Raw genomic sequence first — 18,921 nt, 5'->3', positions numbered from 1 at the left:
AAGAGTCACGGTCTCACCTGGGCTCCGGAGCCGTGTGCGCAGGTTCGAATCCTGCCGGGGGCACCCTTTATGAGGTGCCCGAAGACCCCGCCACCAGCGCTTTCGCTGAGGACGGGGTCTTGGCGTATGTGCAGGTGGATGCCACCGAATGTGGCTCCATGTCAGTGACCATGTTGTGGTGGCGTCTCGATCATGAGGTGCTTCGCAGCAGGTCACCGGACTTCTACTGGTGAGCGCACTGCACGTCCTCTCCGCTCAATGCACCGCGTCAGTGTTTGGTTTTGGTACCGCCGGGATGAGTACAACGGACTCATGGAGGCAGTCGGTTTCCGGCTTGAGTGCGTCCATCGCGTCGGTATCGTCCCCGGCCATGGAGATAGGTGACCTGCCTGGATGGGCAGCTCTGGCGGTATCGGTCGTTTCGCTGGTCATCAGCTACCGGCTCGGTGTCCGTTCTGCTCGGGCTTCGGAGCGGTCGACCGAGGCATCGCAGGCGTCCGCGCGGGAGGCACGACGTTCGTCGGATGCTGCCGAGCGGTCGGCGATCGCGGCCGAGGGGTCACTCGCTCTCCAGCGGCAGGAAGCCGAAGAGCGACAAAGAGCGGCAGAGCCACAGGTGGAGTTGCGAGTCGAGCGCACTGGAGGCAGCAGCCGCCTGCGTCTTCGCAACGTTGGTGGAGTTGTGGCAACGGGAGTCACGATTCACGATGCTCCAGGCGTCAGCACCCAAAATCGAGAGTTCAGCTTCCGAACCCGAATCAGCAACGTGACACTCGCGCCTGGAGAGGGACGCGAGTTCTTGATCTATCGCACGGGAAACCCGCGCATGCCGACACACCTCTGGGTCACATGGCAAGGGCAGGCAGAGCGGGTCGCACTCGCGGTTCCGGCGTGACGATGAAGTCCAGCAGCGGAGGGACTGGATCGGTGGTGGCTGGGGCAGTCAGCTTCCCGAATGCAGGCAAGCGTGAGTAGGCAGCCAGCCTGCCCAGTTCTCGAACCTGGCTCTCCGCGCCAGCTCCGCTTGGGGAGAGCCGGGTCAGCTCCTCTGCCCCGGCAGGGGACTGCGCATGCCGATCGCGGCGGGCCAAGCGTTTGCGCCTGCCCTCCTCCCGGTCCCGCCGGCGCCGTCGGGCGAAAAGACTACGACCGGCAGTCACAATCGATCTACAGCTGCCAACGGCGCATCCGCAGGGCAGGGCTGTCAATCCGCCCAGCGGCGGCGCACCGCACAACTGCTCCGGGAGATGTGCGCTGTTGAACGCCAGGCGGTTCGATTCCGCGGTCTTCGTCGGCCCGGGCAGGGAGTTCAACCGCGTTGTCCGCCGGGAGACTGTCCAGCGGCTCATCGAACGGCGCGCTTCGGCTGTTCTCCGCGGACTCAGCGGATTTCCGTCTCGAAAGGGTGCCAACGGCGCCGCGGGTGGCATCACTCGGCCTCGGCGGCGAAGCGGTCCGTGCCCAGCACCGTGAGCAACGTGAGTTTCTCATGGCTTTAAGTGGCTCGGGCCGCAGTGGAATATCGGTGACTTCGCCGGGATGCAGGCCGCGATGGCCGCGAGATCCCCGCCTGGATGCTCGCCGCGTCGCAGAAGATGGCGCCGTCCGGCACCGGAGGTCCTGGGCCGACTCCGACCTCTCCTCCTCAGGACCTGCGGGAGTACGACCCCGAGCGGGGGGACGCGTTCGTCTCCGGGCGGGCCACCGTCAACTGCGACCACGAGTCCATGCTGCGTCAGGTCAAGGTGCCGGTCCTGTTCACACATCACTTCCTCGGCGTGACGACCGGTCAACTCGCCGCCGCAGCCATCGAGCTCGACCCCGCGACTGTCGTCGCCCGGCTGAGCGCCGCGACCCCGGTCGGAGCCGCGGCAGGGAACCACTACGCACCGATGGGCATGGCCTCCATCCAGGAGTGATCCCGGCAACCAACCCGAGCAACGGCACCCGAGCGACCGTCCCCGACGAGGCCGACCAGGCCGACCATGGTCCGGATCAGGTCTGCTGGTCGTACCGGAGGTCGGCATATCGTCGGGCGGCGATGACCTCCCGTGTGCCCACGATCAGGTTCATGGTGCATACGTCGTAGTCGATCGCCTGCCCGGCCAGCTGCGCGAAGAGCACGAGATCGCCCTCGTCCGGTGCCATGTCCCACGGGTCGGAGAACCCGCCCATCTGTACGCAGACGCCGGGGCGAGGTCCGCCGTAGGCCAGGTCGAGGACGGCTTCCTCGAACCTCTCCAGTGCGTCCACGGCTCCGTCGCCGTCCAGGAACGTGCTGGTCTGCGGGCCCGCTTCCCACTCGCTGTCGACGGTCAGTCCGGGCACGGGATACAGGGTGCGCGGTTCGTAGACCGTGACCTCCATGGCCTCACCCATGAATTCGTACGTCGCGGCGCGCTCCGTGGTGCGTGCTCCGGCAGGGACATGGAGCACCGCGGACGACTCGGGCGGGTACGAGATATGCGTGAAGAACAACAGCTGCCCGTCGGCGGGCAGTTCGATGTCCAGGACGTCCCGGGGCAGGGCCGCGCAGTCGACGCTCAGCACGAGCGGCTCTCTCCCCTCGGGCCAGTCCATCCCGTCCGGCAGTGCGGGGAGCCCGCCCGTTCGTGCGGCGGGGCGGGCGTTTTCCCGCCGGGACTCGGGCAGTTCGCTGTCCAGCACCAGATAGAGGCACGACCGGGTCCGGGCCATCAACTCCTGTGCGACGGGGCCGGGAACGCCGTACTCGGCGGCCGTCTTGAGAAGGATCGGTTCGTCGATCGAAGTCATACCCGCGATCGTGCCACGGGCCACTGACATGTCGCGGATCGTCCGATCGCTGCGGCCGAAGGTCCTCAACGGTGGTTCTTCCGGACCACGTTGATGACGGGAGCCCACACGTGCGGCTCGATTCCGTCGACGAAGGTCGCTTCCGAGCGGAGGACGTGCCGACCCGGTGCGAGGTCCGTCAGCCGTGCCACCCACCCGCAGGCGGTGAAGGTCGCGGGCTGGGCGGGTACGTTCAGGAAGTTGTCCGGCCGCAGCTGAACCGCCTGCTGCGGTGCGCATATCGCGAAGCGTCGCTTCTGGAGATCGATGGCCTTGCCGCCGTCGACAGTGAGCCGCACCGACTCGGTGGTGGCACGGAGGTCGGCCCAGGTGCACCTGCGTTGGGCGGCTTCGCCGACCGCGTAGTACGGAGGCTCCTCGACGTCGTCGCAGACGGTCGTGATTCCGAGGACGAACACCGCTGTTCCTTCCTTCACGGTGCAGTTCTGCGGAGGGCCGTTTCCGATGGCCAGGAGAACCTTTCCGGTGCGTCCGAGCTTCACGCACCGTTCGCCCTTCTCGAACCACGGATCCTCCGCCGCGGGCAGGGTGAACGTCCGGTAACAGCCCCCCATGGCATCGCGTCCGGTCAGTCCGTCCACCTCCCATGCCCGACCACCCCAGGGGCGTACTGGAGGGTACGACCCGTCGGCGGGAGGACGGGACGCGATGAGGGAGCTGAGGGAGCCGTAGGAACGGCAGAGTGCAAAATTTACCTTGAGCAATGATTGCATTGTGCTTCTCATCCGTACCCCTGTGGACCGAGCCGTTCACCCAGGAGGCACCATGCGCGTAACGCAACGCACGGCGGGAACCGTATTCGTGATCGGTGGGCTGGCCGTGACGCTCACCGCGCTGGCCTACCCCGCCCTCGTCGGGATAGAGAAGACGACGACCGACCAGGCACGGATCATCGCCAACACCCGGTACGGGCCGTTGACGGAGGCCGACCGGGACTTCGTCATCAAGGTCCGGGCGGCGGGGTTGTGGGAGCACCCGCTGGGGCTGATGGCCATGGAGCGGGGGACGACCCCGGAGATGAAGGAGGCCGGGGAGCATCTGGTCGCGGGGCACTCAGGGCTCGACGAGATGTGCCGGAACATCGCTCCCGAGCTGGGCATCACCCTGCCCAACCAGGCCAGCCCGCAACAGCAGCAGTTCGTGGCGACGGTCGACGGGAGTACCGGCAAGCAGTTCGACACGACCGCGGTGAACATCATGCGGGTGACGCACGGGCAGATTTTCCCGACCATCGCCAAGATCCGGGCCAGTACCCAGAACAGCATGATCCGGCAGCTGGCAGACCTGGCCAACGACACCGTTCTCGACCACATCACCGTGTTGGAGAAGACCGACCTCGTCAACTACGACCAGGTCAACTTCCAGCAGACCACCCCGCCGAAGCTCCCCAAGGACGCGATGACGCCGCCCGCGCCGCAGCCGGGCTCGCCCGTTCTCGTACTCAACAGGCCCCCGGGGCTGGATGTGAACACGAGTTCCCCGACGCCGGCTCCCAGCCCGAGCGGCGGGTGACCCGAGCCGGCGGGAAGGAACGGGAAGGAAGGGGTCAGGCCTCGTGCGTGGCCGGCGTGTCCACCCAGCCCAAGGGGTACGGCTCCGCGTCGTCCAGCGCCGGGGCCAGGGGTTCGCCGCCCGCCTCGTTGAACGCCGTCAGCGCATCGACGAGTGCCTCGCGCTGTTTCGGGGTGAGCCGTTCGACGATCGCGGAGATCTCGGCGCGCCGACGGGCGGTCACGTTCGCGACCGTGTGCCGCCCCTCCTCCGTGAGCTGCAGCAGGGTCTCGCGGCGGTTGGTGGGGTTGGTCTGGCGGTCGGCCAGCCCGGCGGCGATGAGCCGGTCGATCATGCGCATGGCGGTGGACGGCGCGACCTGGAGGAGATCGGCGAGCGTGACCAGTTTCGTGGCGCCGCGCGTGGCGAGCACCATCAGCATCCGCACCTGCGGCAGCGTCACGCGCTCCTCGACCTCGGCGAGCGAGCGCGCCGAGACCGCGACGAGAAGGCGGGAGGCGGTCAGCACCGCATGGGTCACCGCGTCGACATCGTCCATGGCCCCGGTGGGGGTCTCGTGCTCCGGCATGTGTCCTTTCTATCCCGCCGAGGTGCCCGACCACGCACCTGATCCGCACAGATTTTCCTTCTCCATGACCTGCGTACGGGGAGGACGGCCCGATGTCCCGGCCGTGCCCGAGTACAGGTCAACGGCCCGGCGCCGGTCCCGTACTCCTCCGCACGATCAGTTCGACCGGTACGACGCGGCCGACGGCGGGCTCGGGCGGGCCGTCCAGCTGGGACAGGAGCAGGTGCAGGGATCGGGTGCCGATCTCGGGGAAGTCGGTGCGGACCGTGGTCAGCGGGGGCAGCAGGTGCGCGGCCTCGGGGATGTCGTCGTAGCCGACGACGCTGACGTCGTCGGGGACGTGGCGGCCCGCCTCGTGCAGGGCCCGCAGCAGGCCCAGGGCCATCTGGTCGTTGGAGGCGAAGATCGCGGTGACGTCGGGCCGGGCGGCCAGTTGGCGGCCCAGTTCGTAACCCGAGTCGGCGCTCCAGTCGCCGATGAGGGGCTCGGGGATCTCGGCCCCGGCCGCCTCCAGCGCGGCCCGCCAGGCCTCCACCCTCCGGTCCGCCGACAGCCAGCCAGTGGGACCCGCGATGTGCCAGACCGTCGCGTGGCCCAGTGCCAGCAGGTGTTCCGTGGCCTTGCGCGCGCCCGCGCGGTTGTCCGCCGTGACGAAGGACGCGTCCTTGCCCAGGTCGTTCTCCAGCACCATCAGCGGGGTGTCCAGCTGGGCCTCCGCCAGCGCCCTGCCCACCCAGCGCTGCGGGGCGATGGCGATCACACCGTCCGCGCCCTCGGCCGACAGCGTGTCCACGGCCCGTACGACGGTGGCCCGGTCGGCCGTGTCGAGCGCGATGGAACTCACCAGGTAACCGGCCTCCTGGGCCGCCGTGTTGATCGCGGTCAGGATCGAGGCGGGACCGAAACGCGCCGCGTCGAAGGAGATCACGCCCAGCATGCGCGTTCTGCCGCTCGCCAGGGAGCGCGCGCTGCGGCTCGGGCGGTAGCCGAGTGTGCGCATCGCCGTCAGGACCGACTCGCGGGTCTCCGGGCGGACGGACGGGTTGTCGTTCAGTACGCGGGAGACGGTCTGCTTGGAGACTCCGGCCAGGCGCGCCACGTCGTCCATCACCGGCCGCGCTCCCGCGAAGTTGCGGCGGCTGCGGCCCTTGGGGAGGTCCTTGGGAGGGCCTTGGGGCGGCGCGCCGTCACCGGCACTTCGGGTCATGACGGGTGATGTCCTTCGGGTTCGTCCCGGCGGTCGTGCCCCGCCCGGCTGGCCCACAGGATAGGCCGCCGGGAGGGAGAGGGCCCCGGCGGCCGAGCCCCGGGGCTCAGCCCGCCCGCAACACCCACGTGCGGCCCGTCACCCACTCGACGCGCCCGATGCTCGCAGCGACCGCTCCCCCGGCGCCGCCCGACTGCCCGTCCACCGCTCCTGCCCCGTCTCCGCGCGTCCGCGCCGCCACCGTTCCTCCCTCGCCTCCGCGCGCTCGCGCCGTCACCGTTCCTCCCTCGTCTCCGCGCGCCTCCGCCGCCACCGTTCCTCCCCCGTCTCCGCGCGCCTCCGCCGCCACGTACACCCGCGCGTCGGCGTGCCGGGGCAGCACCCACAGCCGCAGGCCCTTCTCGCGGAGGGCATCCGCGGGGAGGCGGTCCAGGGCGATGTCCCAGACCCGCCCCGAGGCGAACTGGTCGGCCACGAGCGTGTCCCCGACGTACGCCCGCGCCACGTCTCCGGTCCAGTGGATGCGCAGGAGCGTGCCCGGGATCGGGATGCCGTCCGGCAGGGCGACGGCGTACTCGGCGGCCGACGTGGTGTCGAAGTACTTGTCCGACGGGGCGCTCGCCCGGCCCAGCACACCCGTCACCGGCTCGGGCGGCGGGCCGACGGAGGCCCGGACCGGCGTGGCCGACGCCTCCACGACGGCATGACGGCCGCCGCCCTGCACGGTGTAGCGCGTCAGCACCCCGTCCGCCGCCTCCCGAACGACCGCCCCCGTCACCCCGGTTACCCCCTCCCCCTCCCCCGCCGGCGTCACCAGCGGCGCCCGCTCCGGCGCCGGCAGCACCGCGAACGACGGTTCCCCGGCCCGTCGGCTGTGCACCCGCACCTCGCCCTGCCCGCCCCGGCCGTCCCCGCCGTCCCCCGCGTGCTCGTCGAAGACGACACCGTCGGCGCAGAGCACCAGCCGCTCCGCTCCCCACGCGACACCCCGGTAGGCGGTCCGGGCGGTCGCCGCGTCCAGCACCAGCAGGCCGACCCGGTTGCCATCCGTCGTGGTGACCTCGACGAGGGCGTCGGTACCGGGCCTCAGCCCGGTGATCAGGACACGGCCGCCGACGGAGGAGACCTGCCGCGTCGGCGCGTGGACCGACCTCAACGTGCTGGTGTCCAGGGCCAGTTCGGGGGCGATCCCGTCGACCGCGGCCAGCACCAGGACCGTACGACCGTCGGCGTCAACCGTGCAGACGGGCTGGGCGGTGGCCCAGTCGAGCCGCAGTCCGCCCACGTCGAGCCGTAACGGCCAGCAGAAATAGGCGCCTTGAGGGATCGTCACCGGAGTGCTGGGAAACGTCAGTTCACCGGCGTCCGGGAACTCCACCGTGAACGACGTGTCCGGATGGTCCGGCAGCGGTTCGTGCGGCTGATGGTTGTTGACGAAGAGGAACCCGGACCGCCCGTCCGCGCGGACCGCCCACCTGAGCGTCTCCCGGTCGTACTGCCCGCCCGGCTGCCGCTCGGGAAGCACGGACCGCATGGGCGCGATCAGCTGACCGAAGTCGGCCAGCATCAGGTGCTGGAGCCGCAGTTCGTCGTACGTGGGCCGGTACTGGCCGTACTCGCCGAGCGGTGCCTGGAAGTCGTACGTCAGGACGGGGAGGTCGTTGGGATATCCGGTGGCGTGGGACTCCTGAAGGGTCGTCAGCTCGCCCTGCGGGTTGGTGCCGCCGTGGAACATGTAGTAGCCCTGCCACACCGAGCCGCAGCCGATCTTGGTGAGGCCGAGGGCGCCCACGTCGGCCGCGTCGACGCGCGGGCGGCGGTGATAGGCGACCGCCATTCCGCCGCCCAACTCGCAGGTGGCCCAGGGGAATCGGCCCTCCAGGGACGTCGGGTCGTCACCGCGTACCGTCGTCGGGCGCAGATCGGCGCCGATGCCCTCGTCGTCGCGCTGGTGGGTGAAGAAGAAGTGCTTGCGGCAGGTGTCGGGCCAGCCGCCGTCCGCCTCCGTCCAGAACGTCTCGGGGTAGCCGCCGTACAGCGGAAGCAGTTCGTCGGGCGGGAGCTGGACCCCGCCCCACGCCGTCGCCGTCCAGAGCGGGGCGCTCAGCCCGGCCTCCTGAGCCATGCGCTTCAGCGTCAGCAGATGGCCGGGCCGGTCGTAGAGCTCGTTCTCGATCTGGATCGCGACGATCGGGCCGCCGTGCGCACGGTCGAGCCCGCGCAACTGCCCGGCGACCGCCTCGAACCAGGTGCGTACGGGGGCCAGATAGACCGGATCGTCCGTGCGCGGGGTGCAGGCGCGGGCGAGCAGCCAGTCGGGGAGGCCGCCGTTGCGCACCTCCGCGTGGGACCAGGGACCGATCCGCGGGATGAAGTCCAGGCCGTGGCGCCCACAGAGTTCGCCGAAACGCCTCAGGTCCCTGTCGCCGTCGAAGCGGATGCGACCCTCGGCCTCCTCGTGGTGGATCCAGATGACATAGCTGGCGACGGCGGTCACCCCGCCCGCCTTCATCTTCAGGAGTTCCTCCTCCCAGTCCCGGGCCGGGTAACGGGTGTAGTGGAACTCGCCGGAGACCGGGAACCAGGGGCGGCCGCCACGGGTGAGGTACCGGCTGGTGACCTCGATCGGGTCGGGGACGCCGGGGGCGTCGGCGAAGGGGAGATGGCCGGCTAACGGAGGCCCGACGCGCGCGGGAACACGCAAGTGGTGGGGCATCAGGGCTTCACCGGGCCGAGGTCGGGCGTGTCGGTGAGCAGCGCGCGCGGGCCGGTCGTGGCCTGGAGCTCCAGCAGGACCAGTTCGTTGGTGCCGCGGCGCAGTACGGGCGCCGGGACGTACAGCGTGCGCTGCGGGCCGCGGTTCCAGTAGCGGCCGAGGTGGAAGCCGTTGACCCAGGCCTGGCCCTTGGTCCAGCCGGGCAGGGAGAGGAACGTGTCGGCGGGCGCGCGGACCTCGAAGGTGCCGTGGTGGAAGGCGGGACCGGCGTCCTCGGGCGCTTCGGACGCCGGGGCGAAGGGCACGGAGCCCAGGTTGTCGAAAGTCAGCGGATGGCAGTCCCAGCCCTGCAGAGCCGTGCCCTTGAAGGTGACCGGACCGAGCAGCCCCTTCGGCGCACCGATGCGCGGGCCGTAGTTGACGCCGCCCATGTTCTCCACGAGCACGTCGAGCGAGGCACCGGCCCGCGGAACGCGTACAGGCAGGGCCTCCTCGTGGCGTTCACGTTCGAGTACGCCGACGGGGGCGCCGTCCACGAAGACCTGGGCGCGGTCGCCGACACCGCCCGAGAAGTGCAGGAGTCCGTCGCCGTGGTCCGGGACCGTGGTGCGGTAGAGGACGTACCCCGACCGCAGGCCCAGCTCCTCCGCGGTCACCGGGTCGGCGTCGACGCGTACGGGCTTGGCCAGGGCGGTCGCGTGCGGGAGCAGTGCGGCCCGGCGGTCCAACTTCACCGTGGTGAGCGGGAGTTTGCGGGCGGGTGCCGGGACCGGCTCGTCGGGGACGGGGGCGTGGCGGGCGATCACCTCGCGGAAGGCGTGGTACTTGGGACCGGGGTCGCCGGACTCGGTCAGGGCGGCGTCGTAGTCGTACGACGTCACGACCGGCTCGTACGCGTGGTCGTGGTTCGCGCCGTTGGTGAAGGCGAAGTTGGTGCCGCCGTGGAACATGTAGATGTTCACGGACGCGCCCGCCGAGAGCAGCCGGTCGAGGTCGGCGGCGGCGTCGTCGGCATCCCGCACGTGGTGCGGCTCGCCCCAGTGGTCGAACCAGCCGATCCAGAACTCCGCGCACATCAGGGGCCCTTCGGGCCGGTGGGCGCGCAACTGCTCAAGTGAGGACGCGATTCTGCTGCCGAAGGTGCCGGTGGCGAGGACGCCGGGCAGGCTGCCGGCCGCCAGGTGCTCGGGGTTGGCCTGGTCGCAGGTGAAGAGGAGTTCCTCGATGCCGCGCGAGCGCAGGGACTGGGCGAGGTGTTCGAGATACGCGGTGTCGGTGCCGTACGCCCCGTACTCGTTCTCCACCTGCACGGCGATCACCGGGCCGCCGTTCGCGGCCAGTTGGGGCACGATCGGGGGCAGCAGCAGGTCGAGGTAGCGGTCGAGCGCGTCCGTGAAGCGGGGGTCGCTGGAGCGCAGCCGGATGTCGGGGTCGGTGGTCAGCCAGGAGGGCAGGCCGCCGCCGTCCCACTCGGCGCAGATGTACGGGCCGGGGCGCAGCAGGACGTGCAGTCCCTCGGAGCGGGCGAGGCGCAGAAACCGCGGCAGGTCGAGGAAGCCGTCGAGGACGAGGGTGCCGGGCTCCGGCTGGTGGAGGTTCCACGGGACGTACGTCTCCACCGTGTTGAGGCCCATCAGACGGGCCTTGCGGAGCCGGTCGGTCCACTGGTCCGGGTGGATGCGGAAGTAGTGCATCGCGCCGGAGATGATGCGGAACGGCTCGCCGTGGAGGAGGAAACCGTCGGACGACGTCGTCAGAGCGGACATGTGGGAACTTCCTTTCGGTTCAACCGAGTTCAGGGCGGCGCCGGTCGTGCTGCGCCCGGGACGGGGGTGTTCTTCAGCGGACGTCGGCGTGGGCGTGGGCGTCGGCGTCGGCGAGGGCGTCGACATCAACGTGGGCGTCTGCGGTTCGCGTCGCGCGGATCAACCACACCGTGGCCGCCAGGCACACCGCCGAGACGGCGCACAACAGGAGGGGCACCGCACGGACGCCGGACCACTCGATGGCCTTGCCGAGCGCGGGTCCGGCCGCGACTCCGCCGACCATGGACGCGGCGATGACCACGGCTCCGGCTCTGCGGGCCCGCGGGGCGGCCCTGTTGAGCCAGGGCAGCCCGGTGGGGAAGATCGGCGCGATGAACAGCCCGACACCGGCGTAGGCGTAGGGGGCGAGCCCCGGTACGGCGGCCAGCAGCAGGCAGACCGTCATGCCGGCGCACGAGACGGTGATGATGGCCTGGGCGGAGTGGCGGAGCGCGATCGGTGCCACGAGAAAGCGGCCGACGGTCATCATCAGCCAGTACACGGAGGTGGCGGTGGCGGCGACCCCGGCGCCGTGGCCGACCGTCTCCAGATGGGTGGGCTCCCAGCCGCCGACGCCCGCCTCGATGCCCACGTGCAGGACGTAGAGGGTGACGAAGACGGCGAGTACGGACCAGAGGCTGCGGCCGAGCACCTGCCGGTTGCCCCGCTCCTCCGCCGGCCGGCCGGTGGCGGGATGCGGCACATGGTCACGTACCCCCTTGAGGCAGAGCAGCAGCGGCAGGTTGACGGCGGCGAAGACGAGGAAGACCGCCGGATAGTGCTCGGAGCCGACCAGGCCGATCAGGGCCGGGCCGAGGATCGCGCCGATGCCGAAGTGTGCGTTGAGGATGTTGAGCATGGCGGTCGAGCGATGGCCGAAGCCGACGGCGAAGAGTTGGTTGAGCCCGTAGTCGATGCCGCCGAAGCCCAGCCCGGCGAGCAGGGCCGCGGCCAGGGCGAGGGGCCAGTTCGGCGCCAGCGCGAAGCCCGCCGCGCCGACGGCCATCAGCAGATACGAGGCTCCGAGGATCTGCCGGTTGCCGAGCTGCCCGTACAGCCGGTCGAAGAGGAGGACCCCCGCGACCCCGCCGACGAAGTGGGCACTCAGCCCCAGCCCGGCCGCCGAGGGCGAGAGCCCGAACTCCTCGCGGAAGGCGGGGATCGCGGGACCGTACAGGGCCTGGAGCGCACCGATGAGGACGAAGCCGACGCAGGAGGCGACGACCGCCGCTCGGCTGAACACGGCTGCGTCCGGGGCCACTTGGGCATGCTTCGGGACGCTCGCGACCGGTTGCCCGGTCGTCGGGCCTGTCACGTGGTCACTCACGCGGGACTCCAGTGGACGGCCCACGCTCCCGTGGGCGACGAGCCGGCCCGGACGCCGGCGGCAGCGCTACGAGAACCATGATGTTACCGGTAACTCAAAGCCGTCAAGATCTCCGCAGCAGACAGTGCGGGTGAGGTCCGGACCCGGGCGGGAGTCCGGCTCGGACGCCCGGCGTCGGTCAGGACAGGGTGGCGCGCAGGGCGGCGTGGAGGCCGGCCGGGTCCGTCCAGTGCCGGGTCCTGGTCGGCGGCACCCGCCAGTGCAGACCGGGGGCGTACGTACGGTGCCGCGGCGGGATGGCGACATGGGAGCCGGAGCCGAGGATCTGGGCCGGGGGGAGGTCCCAGTCGGCGGCCTCGCCCGGCGGGACGAGCCAGTAGAGGATGCCGCTGCCGCCGTAACCGTCCTCGATGACGGCTCCCGTACGCGGCCCGAGGTGTTCGAGGATGCTCAGGCCCGTGGCCAGCGGAACCCGCACCGCGTCCCACCACTCGCCGGCCGGTAGCGTCCGCACGCCCGGTCCGAGGGGCCGCAGCCACCTGGGGACATCGCTGCTCGGCATGGTCCGGCTCTCACCGCCTCTCGCCCGGGGAAGACGACCCTAGGGCGGAGCCGATTCACCAACTTGCCAGTACGCGTAGGGAACTTGTCGACATGCGCAGCACGTCCCGCGCGCTCTCGTTCGCGAACCCTACGGCCGCGTAACGTCACTCGCCGTATTGATGTTGTGCGGTTCGCGTTTCAGATACTGGGAGGCTCCCATGTCAGAGCAGGGCTCCATCGTCATCGACCCGTCCGGTCGCGACATCCACGGCGAGGCGGCACGGATACGCGAGCGCGGTCCGGTGACACGAGTTGAGCTCCCCGACGGTGTGGAGGCCTGGGCGGTCAGTAGTACGGACCTGCTCAAGAAGCTGCTCACCGACCCACGGGTGTCGAAGGACCCGCGGCAGCACTGGCCGGTGTGGATCAACGGGGAGATCTCCCCGGAGTGGCCGCTGTTCACCTGGGTCGCCGTGCAGAACATGTTCACGGCGTACGGCGGAGAGCACAAACGCCTGCGGACCCTGGTGGCGAAGGCGTTCACCGCCCGCCGGACGGCCGCGCTGCTGCCGCGTGTCGAGGAGATCACCAAGACTCTGCTCGACCGTATCGACGAGGCCGGGCGGCGGAGCGAGGTCGTCGATCTGCGCGAGGAGTTCTGCTACCCGCTGCCGATCCAGGTGATCAGCGAGCTGTTCGGACTGCCCGAGGAGAAGGGCGCGGAGCTGCGGGCCGTCGTGGACGGCATCTTCAACACCGCCGCCACCCCGGAGGAGGTCACGGACATCTACACGAGGCTGTACGCGGCCCTCGGTGAACTCGTCGCCGCCAAGCGGGAGTCGCCCGGCGACGACCTCACCTCCGGGCTCATCGCCGCGCGCGACGACGAGGGCGACACGCGGCTGAGCGAGCAGGAGCTGCTCGACACGCTGGTGTTGATGATCAGCGCGGGGCACGAGACCACGGTCAACCTCATCGACAACGCGATTCACGCGCTGCTGACCCATCCCGAGCAGTTGGCGCACGTCCGGGCGGGGCGTGCCACCTGGGACGACGTGATCGAGGAGACCCTGCGGGTGCAGGCGCCGGTGGCCAGCCTGCCGTTGCGGTACGCGGTGGAGGACCTGGCGATCGGTGAACTGGGCGGGCCCGAGGGTGTGGTGATCGCGAAGGGTGAGGCGATCCTTGCCGCGTACGCCGCCGCCGGGCGCAACCCCGTCGACCACGGGGCGGATGCCGACCGGTTCGACGTCACCCGCCTCGGCAAGGAGCACCTGGCCTTCGGCCATGGCGTCCACTTCTGCCTCGGCGCTCCGCTCGGCCGCATGGAGGCCCGCATCGCGCTGCCCGCCCTCTTCGAACGCTTCCCCGACCTCGAACTCGCCGTCCCCGACCAGGAGTTGAGCCCGGTGGCCTCCTTCATCTCCAACGGCCACCGGTACCTGCCGGTAAGGCTCAGCCCGACTGGCTGACGGCTCCGGCCGGGGCATGCTGCGGGCCGGTGGGGCGGTCGCGCAGTTCCCCGCGCCCCTGAAGACACCGGTTGCCGCGGAGGCCGGATCATCACGTGCCGGCCGTCGTGGCTCGTGTGCGCAGTTCCCCGCGCCCCTAAAAAACACCGGTAGCCGCCAAGGCCGGTTCACCACGTGCCGGCCGTCGTCGCTTGCGTGCGCGGTTCCCCGCGCCCCTAAAAAACACCGGTAGCCGCCAAGGCCGGTTCACCACGTGCCGGCCGTCGTCGCTTGCGTGCGCAGTTCCCCGCGCCCCTAACGGCCCGAGGCCTGTTCATTACGTGTCGGCTGCCCTGGTTGTCCGCGCCTGACTGGGCCCGGATGGTCTCTCTGGCCGAGGGGACGTGGCGGGATGTGTGTCCGCAGCTTACGAGGACACCAGTTGGCGGTTACCGGGCGGCAACTGCGCCTTACGTCACCGGCTGCGGACACACATCCCGACGCGGCCCCGCACCCAGGAGACGAGCCTCAGCCCACACCCACCCAGGGGCGCGGGGAACTGCGCACCCAGCCACAGCGCAGCCGCACCCGAAAACGAAAAAGAACCCCTACCTACTCCCTACTCCCCTCGCCACCACGCCCGCAGCCGCGCCCACACCCCCGTGGGGCGAACGGTCTCGGCAACCGGTGTCTCCGGAGGAGGCCCGGCGAACGCGGGCAGGGCGGGCCGCCGCACACCCTCCCGGCCGGCCACCGTCTCCCCGCTGACCGGCGCCACCGGAAACCGCACCGGCAGCGAGGCCAACGCCCGGTGGAACGGCCCCGGCCGCCACTCCAGCTCCCCCACCGGCACCGCAAGCTCCACATCAGGCAACCGGTCGAGCAGCTTCTCGACCGCCACCGCGGCGATCAACCGCGCCGGACTCTGGGCCGGACAGTTGTGCGGCCCGGCGCTCCACGCCAAGTGGGCGCGATTACCCGCACGCTGATCATTCGTCAGCGCCGGATCGGTGTTCGCGGCGGCGAGGCTGATGACGACGGGATCACCGGCGCGCAGCAGCGTCCCCTCGTACACGACGTCCCGAATCGGATAGTGCACCGCGTAGTTGGCCATCGGCGGATCGGTCCACAGGACCTCGTCGAGCGCGTCCTCGACCGGCAGGCTGCCACCGCCCAGGCTGCCCGCGAACCGGTCGTCGGAGAGCAGCAGCCGCAGCCCGTTGGAGATCAGGTTCTGCTGGGGCTCGGTGCCCGCGCCCATGAGGACGACCAGCTCGTGGATCATCTCCTCGTCGGTGAGTGCGGCCGGGTGGGCCATCATCCAGGACGTCATGTCCTGCCCCGGTCGCGCGCGCTTGAGCGCGATGAGGTCGAGCAGGGTCACGGTGAGCAGCTCGTTGGCCTTCTCCGCGTCGACGCCGTCGAAGATCCCGGACATGCCCTCGACGAGCCGCTCGCCGAGGTCGGGCGGGCATCCGAAGAGCCGGTTGAAGACGAGCAGCGGCAGGACCTGGGCGTACTCACCGAGCAGGTCGGCCTCGCCGCGCGGCGCGATGAGGTCGATCAGCGTGTCGGCGCTGCGCTCGACGTATCCGCGCAGGGTGTTGGGCTCGACGCGCGCCAGGCTGTCGGTGATGGCGCCGCGGAGCCTGCGGTGCTCCTCGCCGTCGGTGAACAGCGCGTTCGGCCGGTACATCATCATCGGCACGACCGGGCTGTCCGGCGCGACGGTGCCGTCGGCCAGGTCGCGCCAGCGACGGGGATCCTTGGAGAAGGTCTCCGGGCTGCGCAGGACGTGCAGCGCGGCCTCGTACCCGGTGACGAGCGTGGCACGGACGCCGGGCGCGAGTTCGACGGGCGCGGTGTTGCCGTGCGCCCGCAGCTTCCCGTAGAGGGCACCGGGGTCGGCGGCGAACTCGGGGCCGTACATGGGGTGGTGGAAGGGGCAGCCCTCAGGTGGCGCGGAGACGGGGCCGGGGGCTTCGGGGGAGGTCACGCGTGCTCCAGTTCACTGTCGCCTGGACTGCCGGCAGTGCCGGCCCTGTCGTCGGCGCGGCCGGCATTGCGGGTGAGGAGGTACTCGACGAGGGCGATCAGCGCGTGCGTGGACGAGATCCGGTCGCGGGCGTCACACCGTACGAGGGGTGTTTCGGGGAGCAGGTCGAGGGCCTCGCGGACCTCCTCCAGGTCGTGCCCGGCGGAGGCGTCGTCGAAGTCGTTGAGGGCGACGGCGTACGGCAGGCCCAGTTCCTCCAGGACGCCCATGACGTCGAAGGACTGGCCGAGGCGGCGCGTGTCGGCGAGGACGAGCGCGCCGAGCGCGCCGCGGGTCATGTCCTGCCACAGTTCGGTGAAGCGCTGCTGCCCCGGGGTGCCGAAGAGGTACAGCACGAGGGAGTCGTTGAGGGTGAGCCGGCCGAAGTCGAGGGCGACGGTGGTGGTCGTCTTGTCCTTCGTGCCCGCGAGGTCGTCGACGAGCGCGCCGGCCTGGGTCATGACCTCCTCCGTGCGCAGCGGCCGGATCTCGGACAGCGCGCCGACGAAGGTGGTCTTGCCGACCGCGAAGTGCCCCACGATCAGGACCTTGACGGCGGTCTGCACACCGCTCGGCAGGTGGACGCCCCCGGCGGGGCTGTCTTCAGAGGCGGGCGCGGAGCCCATCGAGGACCTCCTGGAGGATGCGGGTCTCGGACGGCCGGGCGGACGGAATGGGGGCGCGGGTGACGACGTGGCCGCTGTCCATGAGGTCGGCGATCAGCACCTTGGTGACGCTGACCGGCAGCGCCAGATGTCCGGCCACCTCGGCGACCGACAGCGCGCCGGGCCGGCACAGCTCCATCAACGCCCGCTTCTCCGGGCTCAGTCCGGTCAGCGGCAGATCGTCGGCGGCGATCAGCAGCGTGACCAGGTCCAGGGTGTTGCGGGTCGGGTGGGAGCGGCCGTCCGTGACGACGTACGGCCGCACCAGCTTCCCTCCGGGACGCCTGGGCGGTGTCATGCCGGGCTGCCCGCGTCCCGGCGCGCTGGGCTGGTCAGTTCCTTGCCGAGCCGGTCGACGAGCTTGTGCATGCGGTACGTGACGGCCTCCATGTCCACGTGCTCGGTGGTGGACACCGCGAGGTAGGCGCCCTCGCCGGCGGCCACGAGGAAGACGTAGCCGTGCGCGAACTCGATCAGGGTCTGCCGCCACGGGGTGTGCGGGCTGCCGCAGAACTCGGCGGTGCTGCGGCTGATCGACTGGACGCCGGAGAGCCCCGCGGCGAGCCGTTCGGCGTCGTCCCTGCCGATGTCCGCGGAGTGGGCCCGGAGCATGCCGTCGGCCGAGAGCAGGATCGCGTGCCGCGCCTCGGGGACCTTCAGGACCTCATCGAGCATCCAGCCCAACTCGTTGTTCGTGGTGGGCTCGATCATCCTTGGATGTTCCCTTCGTCTTCGTGGGGGGTGGTGTCCTGGGCGGCACGGCCGTGGAGCGTGCCGCGGGCGAACGCACCCATGCGGCGGGCGGTCTCCTCGGCCGAGCGGTCGCCGGGGTCGTCCAGGGGCGCGGGCGGCTCCTGCGCTCCGGCGGCGGGCTCCGCCTGCGCCTGGGCCCGCCGGCGACGCTTGGGCAGTCCACCGGCCGTGGTCGCCGTGGCGGCCGCGGCAGCCGTCTCGGCGGGCAGCGGCAGCCCGGCGGACCGGCCGGGCACCGGCTCGTCGGCGGAGGCGGATGCGGAGGCGGAGGACGGCGCGGTCGCCGACGTATCGGCGGACACGGGCGTACGACCGGCGGCCTCGGTGGTACGAGCGGGCTCGGTAGTACGAGCGGACTCAGTGGTACGAGCGGGCTCAGTGGTACGAGCGGGCTCGGTCGTACGGGCCGACGCGGCCGGCGCACGGGAGGAGGAGGCGCGGGCGGGCGGTGCGGTCACGGGCGGCAGCTCCTCCGCGGTGTCCCGGTGCGTGAGCAGGGCGGACGGCAGGAACACGACGGCACGGACGCCTCCGTACGGGGATCGGGTGTCGGCGGAGACGCTGAACCCGTAACGCGCGGCGAGCACGCCGATGACGGCGAACCCGAACTGGGGCGGGTCGTCGAGCCGGGTGACGTCCACCGCGTGCCGTCCGGACAACAGGGCGGCGGCCCGCTCGGTGGCGTGGGCGTCCATGCCGACACCCGCGTCGTCGATGATCACGCAGGCGCCGTTGTGCACGGACTGGACGTTGACCTCGACCTTGGTGTTGGGCTGCGAGTGGCGGGCCGCGTTGTCGAGCAGCTCGGCGATGGTGAGCACGACCGGCTCGACGGCCCGGCTCTCGACGGCGATGTCGGCCTGGCCGTGGATCTGTACGCGCCGGTAGTCGCGGATGCGGGAGGTGGCACCGCGGACGACCTCGATCAGCGCTGACGTGGAGCGCTGGCGGCCCGGCCAGGATCCGCACAGTACGGCGATGGCCTGGGCGCGGCGGCCGAACTGGGCGTTGGCGTGGTCGATCTCGAGCAGGTCGCGCAGCACGTCGGGGCGGTCGTGGCGGTCCTGCATGTCGGAGATGGCGACCTGCTGCTCGTTGGCCAGCGCCTGGATCGAGCGCATCGACGACTTCAGGGCGGCCTTCGCGGACTGGTCGGCGCGGGCCTGGGCGTGCTCCACGGCGGTGGCGAACCGCTCCAGGACGTGGTCGAGGGACTTCGCGAAACCGCTGCCGGCGAGTCCGGCGTCGAGCAGGCCCACGCCGGCGAGCGGCTGCTGGGGGCCGTGGTCCTCCATCGCGGGGAGGCGTACGGCGACCAGGTGCCGTACCTCGTCCTCCCGGGTGCGCACGTCCTCGGCCAGCTCGGTGGTGCGTCGGCGCAGCCGCGCGGTGATCCCGCGCTGGCGCACCAGCAGCACGGTGACGGCGAGCAGGCCGACGGCCACGCACCAGAACACCGCCTCCGGTATCTGTTCCTTCATGGAGTCCTCGAAGTTCTCAAAGG

At 70.9% G+C, this 18,921-nt stretch carries 17 protein-coding genes; 3 read left to right on the top strand and 14 right to left on the bottom strand.

Going from position 1 to position 18,921, the window contains the following annotated elements; translation table 11 throughout:
* Positions 1 to 559 precede the first annotated feature (559 nt).
* Complete coding sequence (locus ACZ5VQ_RS06820) at positions 560 to 706, bottom strand: hypothetical protein (RefSeq protein WP_469103968.1); 147 nt, start codon at positions 704 to 706, stop codon at positions 560 to 562.
* 868 nt (positions 707 to 1,574) lie between these two features.
* Here ACZ5VQ_RS06820 and ACZ5VQ_RS06815 point away from each other — a divergent pair.
* Positions 1,575 to 1,919, top strand: coding sequence for a hypothetical protein (locus tag ACZ5VQ_RS06815; RefSeq protein ID WP_469103967.1), 345 nt, complete (start codon positions 1,575 to 1,577; stop codon positions 1,917 to 1,919).
* 76 nt (positions 1,920 to 1,995) lie between these two features.
* Here ACZ5VQ_RS06815 and ACZ5VQ_RS06810 read toward each other — a convergent pair whose 3' ends face one another.
* Both ACZ5VQ_RS06810 and ACZ5VQ_RS06805 read right to left on the bottom strand, forming a co-directional pair.
* On the bottom strand, positions 1,996 to 2,775 hold the full coding sequence (locus ACZ5VQ_RS06810) for a DUF1963 domain-containing protein (RefSeq protein WP_469103966.1): 780 nt from the start codon (positions 2,773 to 2,775) through the stop codon (positions 1,996 to 1,998).
* 65 nt (positions 2,776 to 2,840) lie between these two features.
* Positions 2,841 to 3,389, bottom strand: coding sequence for a hypothetical protein (locus ACZ5VQ_RS06805; protein WP_469103965.1), 549 nt, complete (start codon positions 3,387 to 3,389; stop codon positions 2,841 to 2,843).
* A gap of 211 nt (positions 3,390 to 3,600) precedes the next feature.
* Here ACZ5VQ_RS06805 and ACZ5VQ_RS06800 point away from each other — a divergent pair, with 211 nt between their 5' ends.
* Entirely contained in the window at positions 3,601 to 4,347 is a 747-nt protein-coding gene (locus tag ACZ5VQ_RS06800; protein WP_469103964.1) for a DUF4142 domain-containing protein, read from the top strand.
* A gap of 34 nt (positions 4,348 to 4,381) precedes the next feature.
* Here ACZ5VQ_RS06800 and ACZ5VQ_RS06795 read toward each other — a convergent pair whose 3' ends face one another.
* The 6 genes from ACZ5VQ_RS06795 to ACZ5VQ_RS06770 form a co-directional block, all read right to left on the bottom strand.
* On the bottom strand, positions 4,382 to 4,915 hold the full coding sequence (locus ACZ5VQ_RS06795) for a MarR family winged helix-turn-helix transcriptional regulator (RefSeq protein ID WP_469103963.1): 534 nt from the start codon (positions 4,913 to 4,915) through the stop codon (positions 4,382 to 4,384).
* A 118-nt stretch (positions 4,916 to 5,033) separates the two neighbouring features.
* A complete protein-coding gene (locus ACZ5VQ_RS06790; RefSeq protein ID WP_362078105.1) occupies positions 5,034 to 6,122 on the bottom strand; it encodes a LacI family DNA-binding transcriptional regulator in 1,089 nt (362 codons plus the stop codon).
* Between the two features lie 106 nt (positions 6,123 to 6,228).
* Positions 6,229 to 8,838 carry a beta-galactosidase gene (locus tag ACZ5VQ_RS06785; RefSeq protein ID WP_469103962.1) on the bottom strand — a complete coding sequence of 870 codons (2,610 nt, stop codon included), beginning with the start codon at positions 8,836 to 8,838 and terminating at the stop codon, positions 6,229 to 6,231.
* Positions 8,838 to 10,604, bottom strand: a complete 1,767-nt coding sequence (locus tag ACZ5VQ_RS06780; RefSeq protein WP_469103961.1) for a beta-galactosidase — start codon at positions 10,602 to 10,604, stop codon at positions 8,838 to 8,840. Before ACZ5VQ_RS06780 ends, ACZ5VQ_RS06785 begins: the two co-directional genes overlap by 1 nt.
* Positions 10,605 to 10,677: 73 nt before the next feature.
* Positions 10,678 to 11,886: an MFS transporter gene (locus tag ACZ5VQ_RS06775; protein WP_469104080.1), complete on the bottom strand. Its 1,209-nt coding sequence runs from the start codon at positions 11,884 to 11,886 to the stop codon at positions 10,678 to 10,680.
* Positions 11,887 to 12,148: 262 nt separating this feature from the next.
* Positions 12,149 to 12,484, bottom strand: a complete 336-nt coding sequence (locus ACZ5VQ_RS06770) for a hypothetical protein (protein WP_469103960.1) — start codon at positions 12,482 to 12,484, stop codon at positions 12,149 to 12,151.
* A 247-nt stretch (positions 12,485 to 12,731) separates the two neighbouring features.
* Between ACZ5VQ_RS06770 and ACZ5VQ_RS06765 the strand changes: the two genes are divergently transcribed.
* Complete coding sequence (locus tag ACZ5VQ_RS06765) at positions 12,732 to 13,985, top strand: cytochrome P450 family protein (protein ID WP_469103959.1); 1,254 nt, start codon at positions 12,732 to 12,734, stop codon at positions 13,983 to 13,985.
* Positions 13,986 to 14,583: 598 nt separating this feature from the next.
* On the opposite strand, the gene ACZ5VQ_RS06760 is transcribed toward ACZ5VQ_RS06765, so the two are convergent.
* The 5 genes from ACZ5VQ_RS06760 to ACZ5VQ_RS06740 form a co-directional block, all read right to left on the bottom strand.
* Positions 14,584 to 15,894: a cytochrome P450 gene (locus tag ACZ5VQ_RS06760; protein WP_469104079.1), complete on the bottom strand. Its 1,311-nt coding sequence runs from the start codon at positions 15,892 to 15,894 to the stop codon at positions 14,584 to 14,586.
* Between the two features lie 62 nt (positions 15,895 to 15,956).
* Positions 15,957 to 16,625 (bottom strand): GTP-binding protein, encoded by a 669-nt coding sequence (locus ACZ5VQ_RS06755; RefSeq protein WP_469103958.1) that lies wholly within the window; start codon positions 16,623 to 16,625, stop codon positions 15,957 to 15,959.
* On the bottom strand, positions 16,603 to 16,962 hold the full coding sequence (locus tag ACZ5VQ_RS06750; protein WP_055616678.1) for a DUF742 domain-containing protein: 360 nt from the start codon (positions 16,960 to 16,962) through the stop codon (positions 16,603 to 16,605). The genes ACZ5VQ_RS06755 and ACZ5VQ_RS06750 overlap by 23 nt, the downstream gene beginning before the upstream one ends.
* Entirely contained in the window at positions 16,959 to 17,375 is a 417-nt protein-coding gene (locus ACZ5VQ_RS06745; RefSeq protein ID WP_055616679.1) for a roadblock/LC7 domain-containing protein, read from the bottom strand. Before ACZ5VQ_RS06745 ends, ACZ5VQ_RS06750 begins: the two co-directional genes overlap by 4 nt.
* Entirely contained in the window at positions 17,372 to 18,898 is a 1,527-nt protein-coding gene (locus ACZ5VQ_RS06740; RefSeq protein ID WP_469103957.1) for an ATP-binding protein, read from the bottom strand. The genes ACZ5VQ_RS06745 and ACZ5VQ_RS06740 overlap by 4 nt, the downstream gene beginning before the upstream one ends.
* Positions 18,899 to 18,921 lie beyond the last annotated feature (23 nt).

The sequence above is a fragment of the Streptomyces sp. NPDC033178 genome (assembly GCF_055577685.1).
This window is presented reverse-complemented; position numbering and strand designations above follow the sequence as displayed.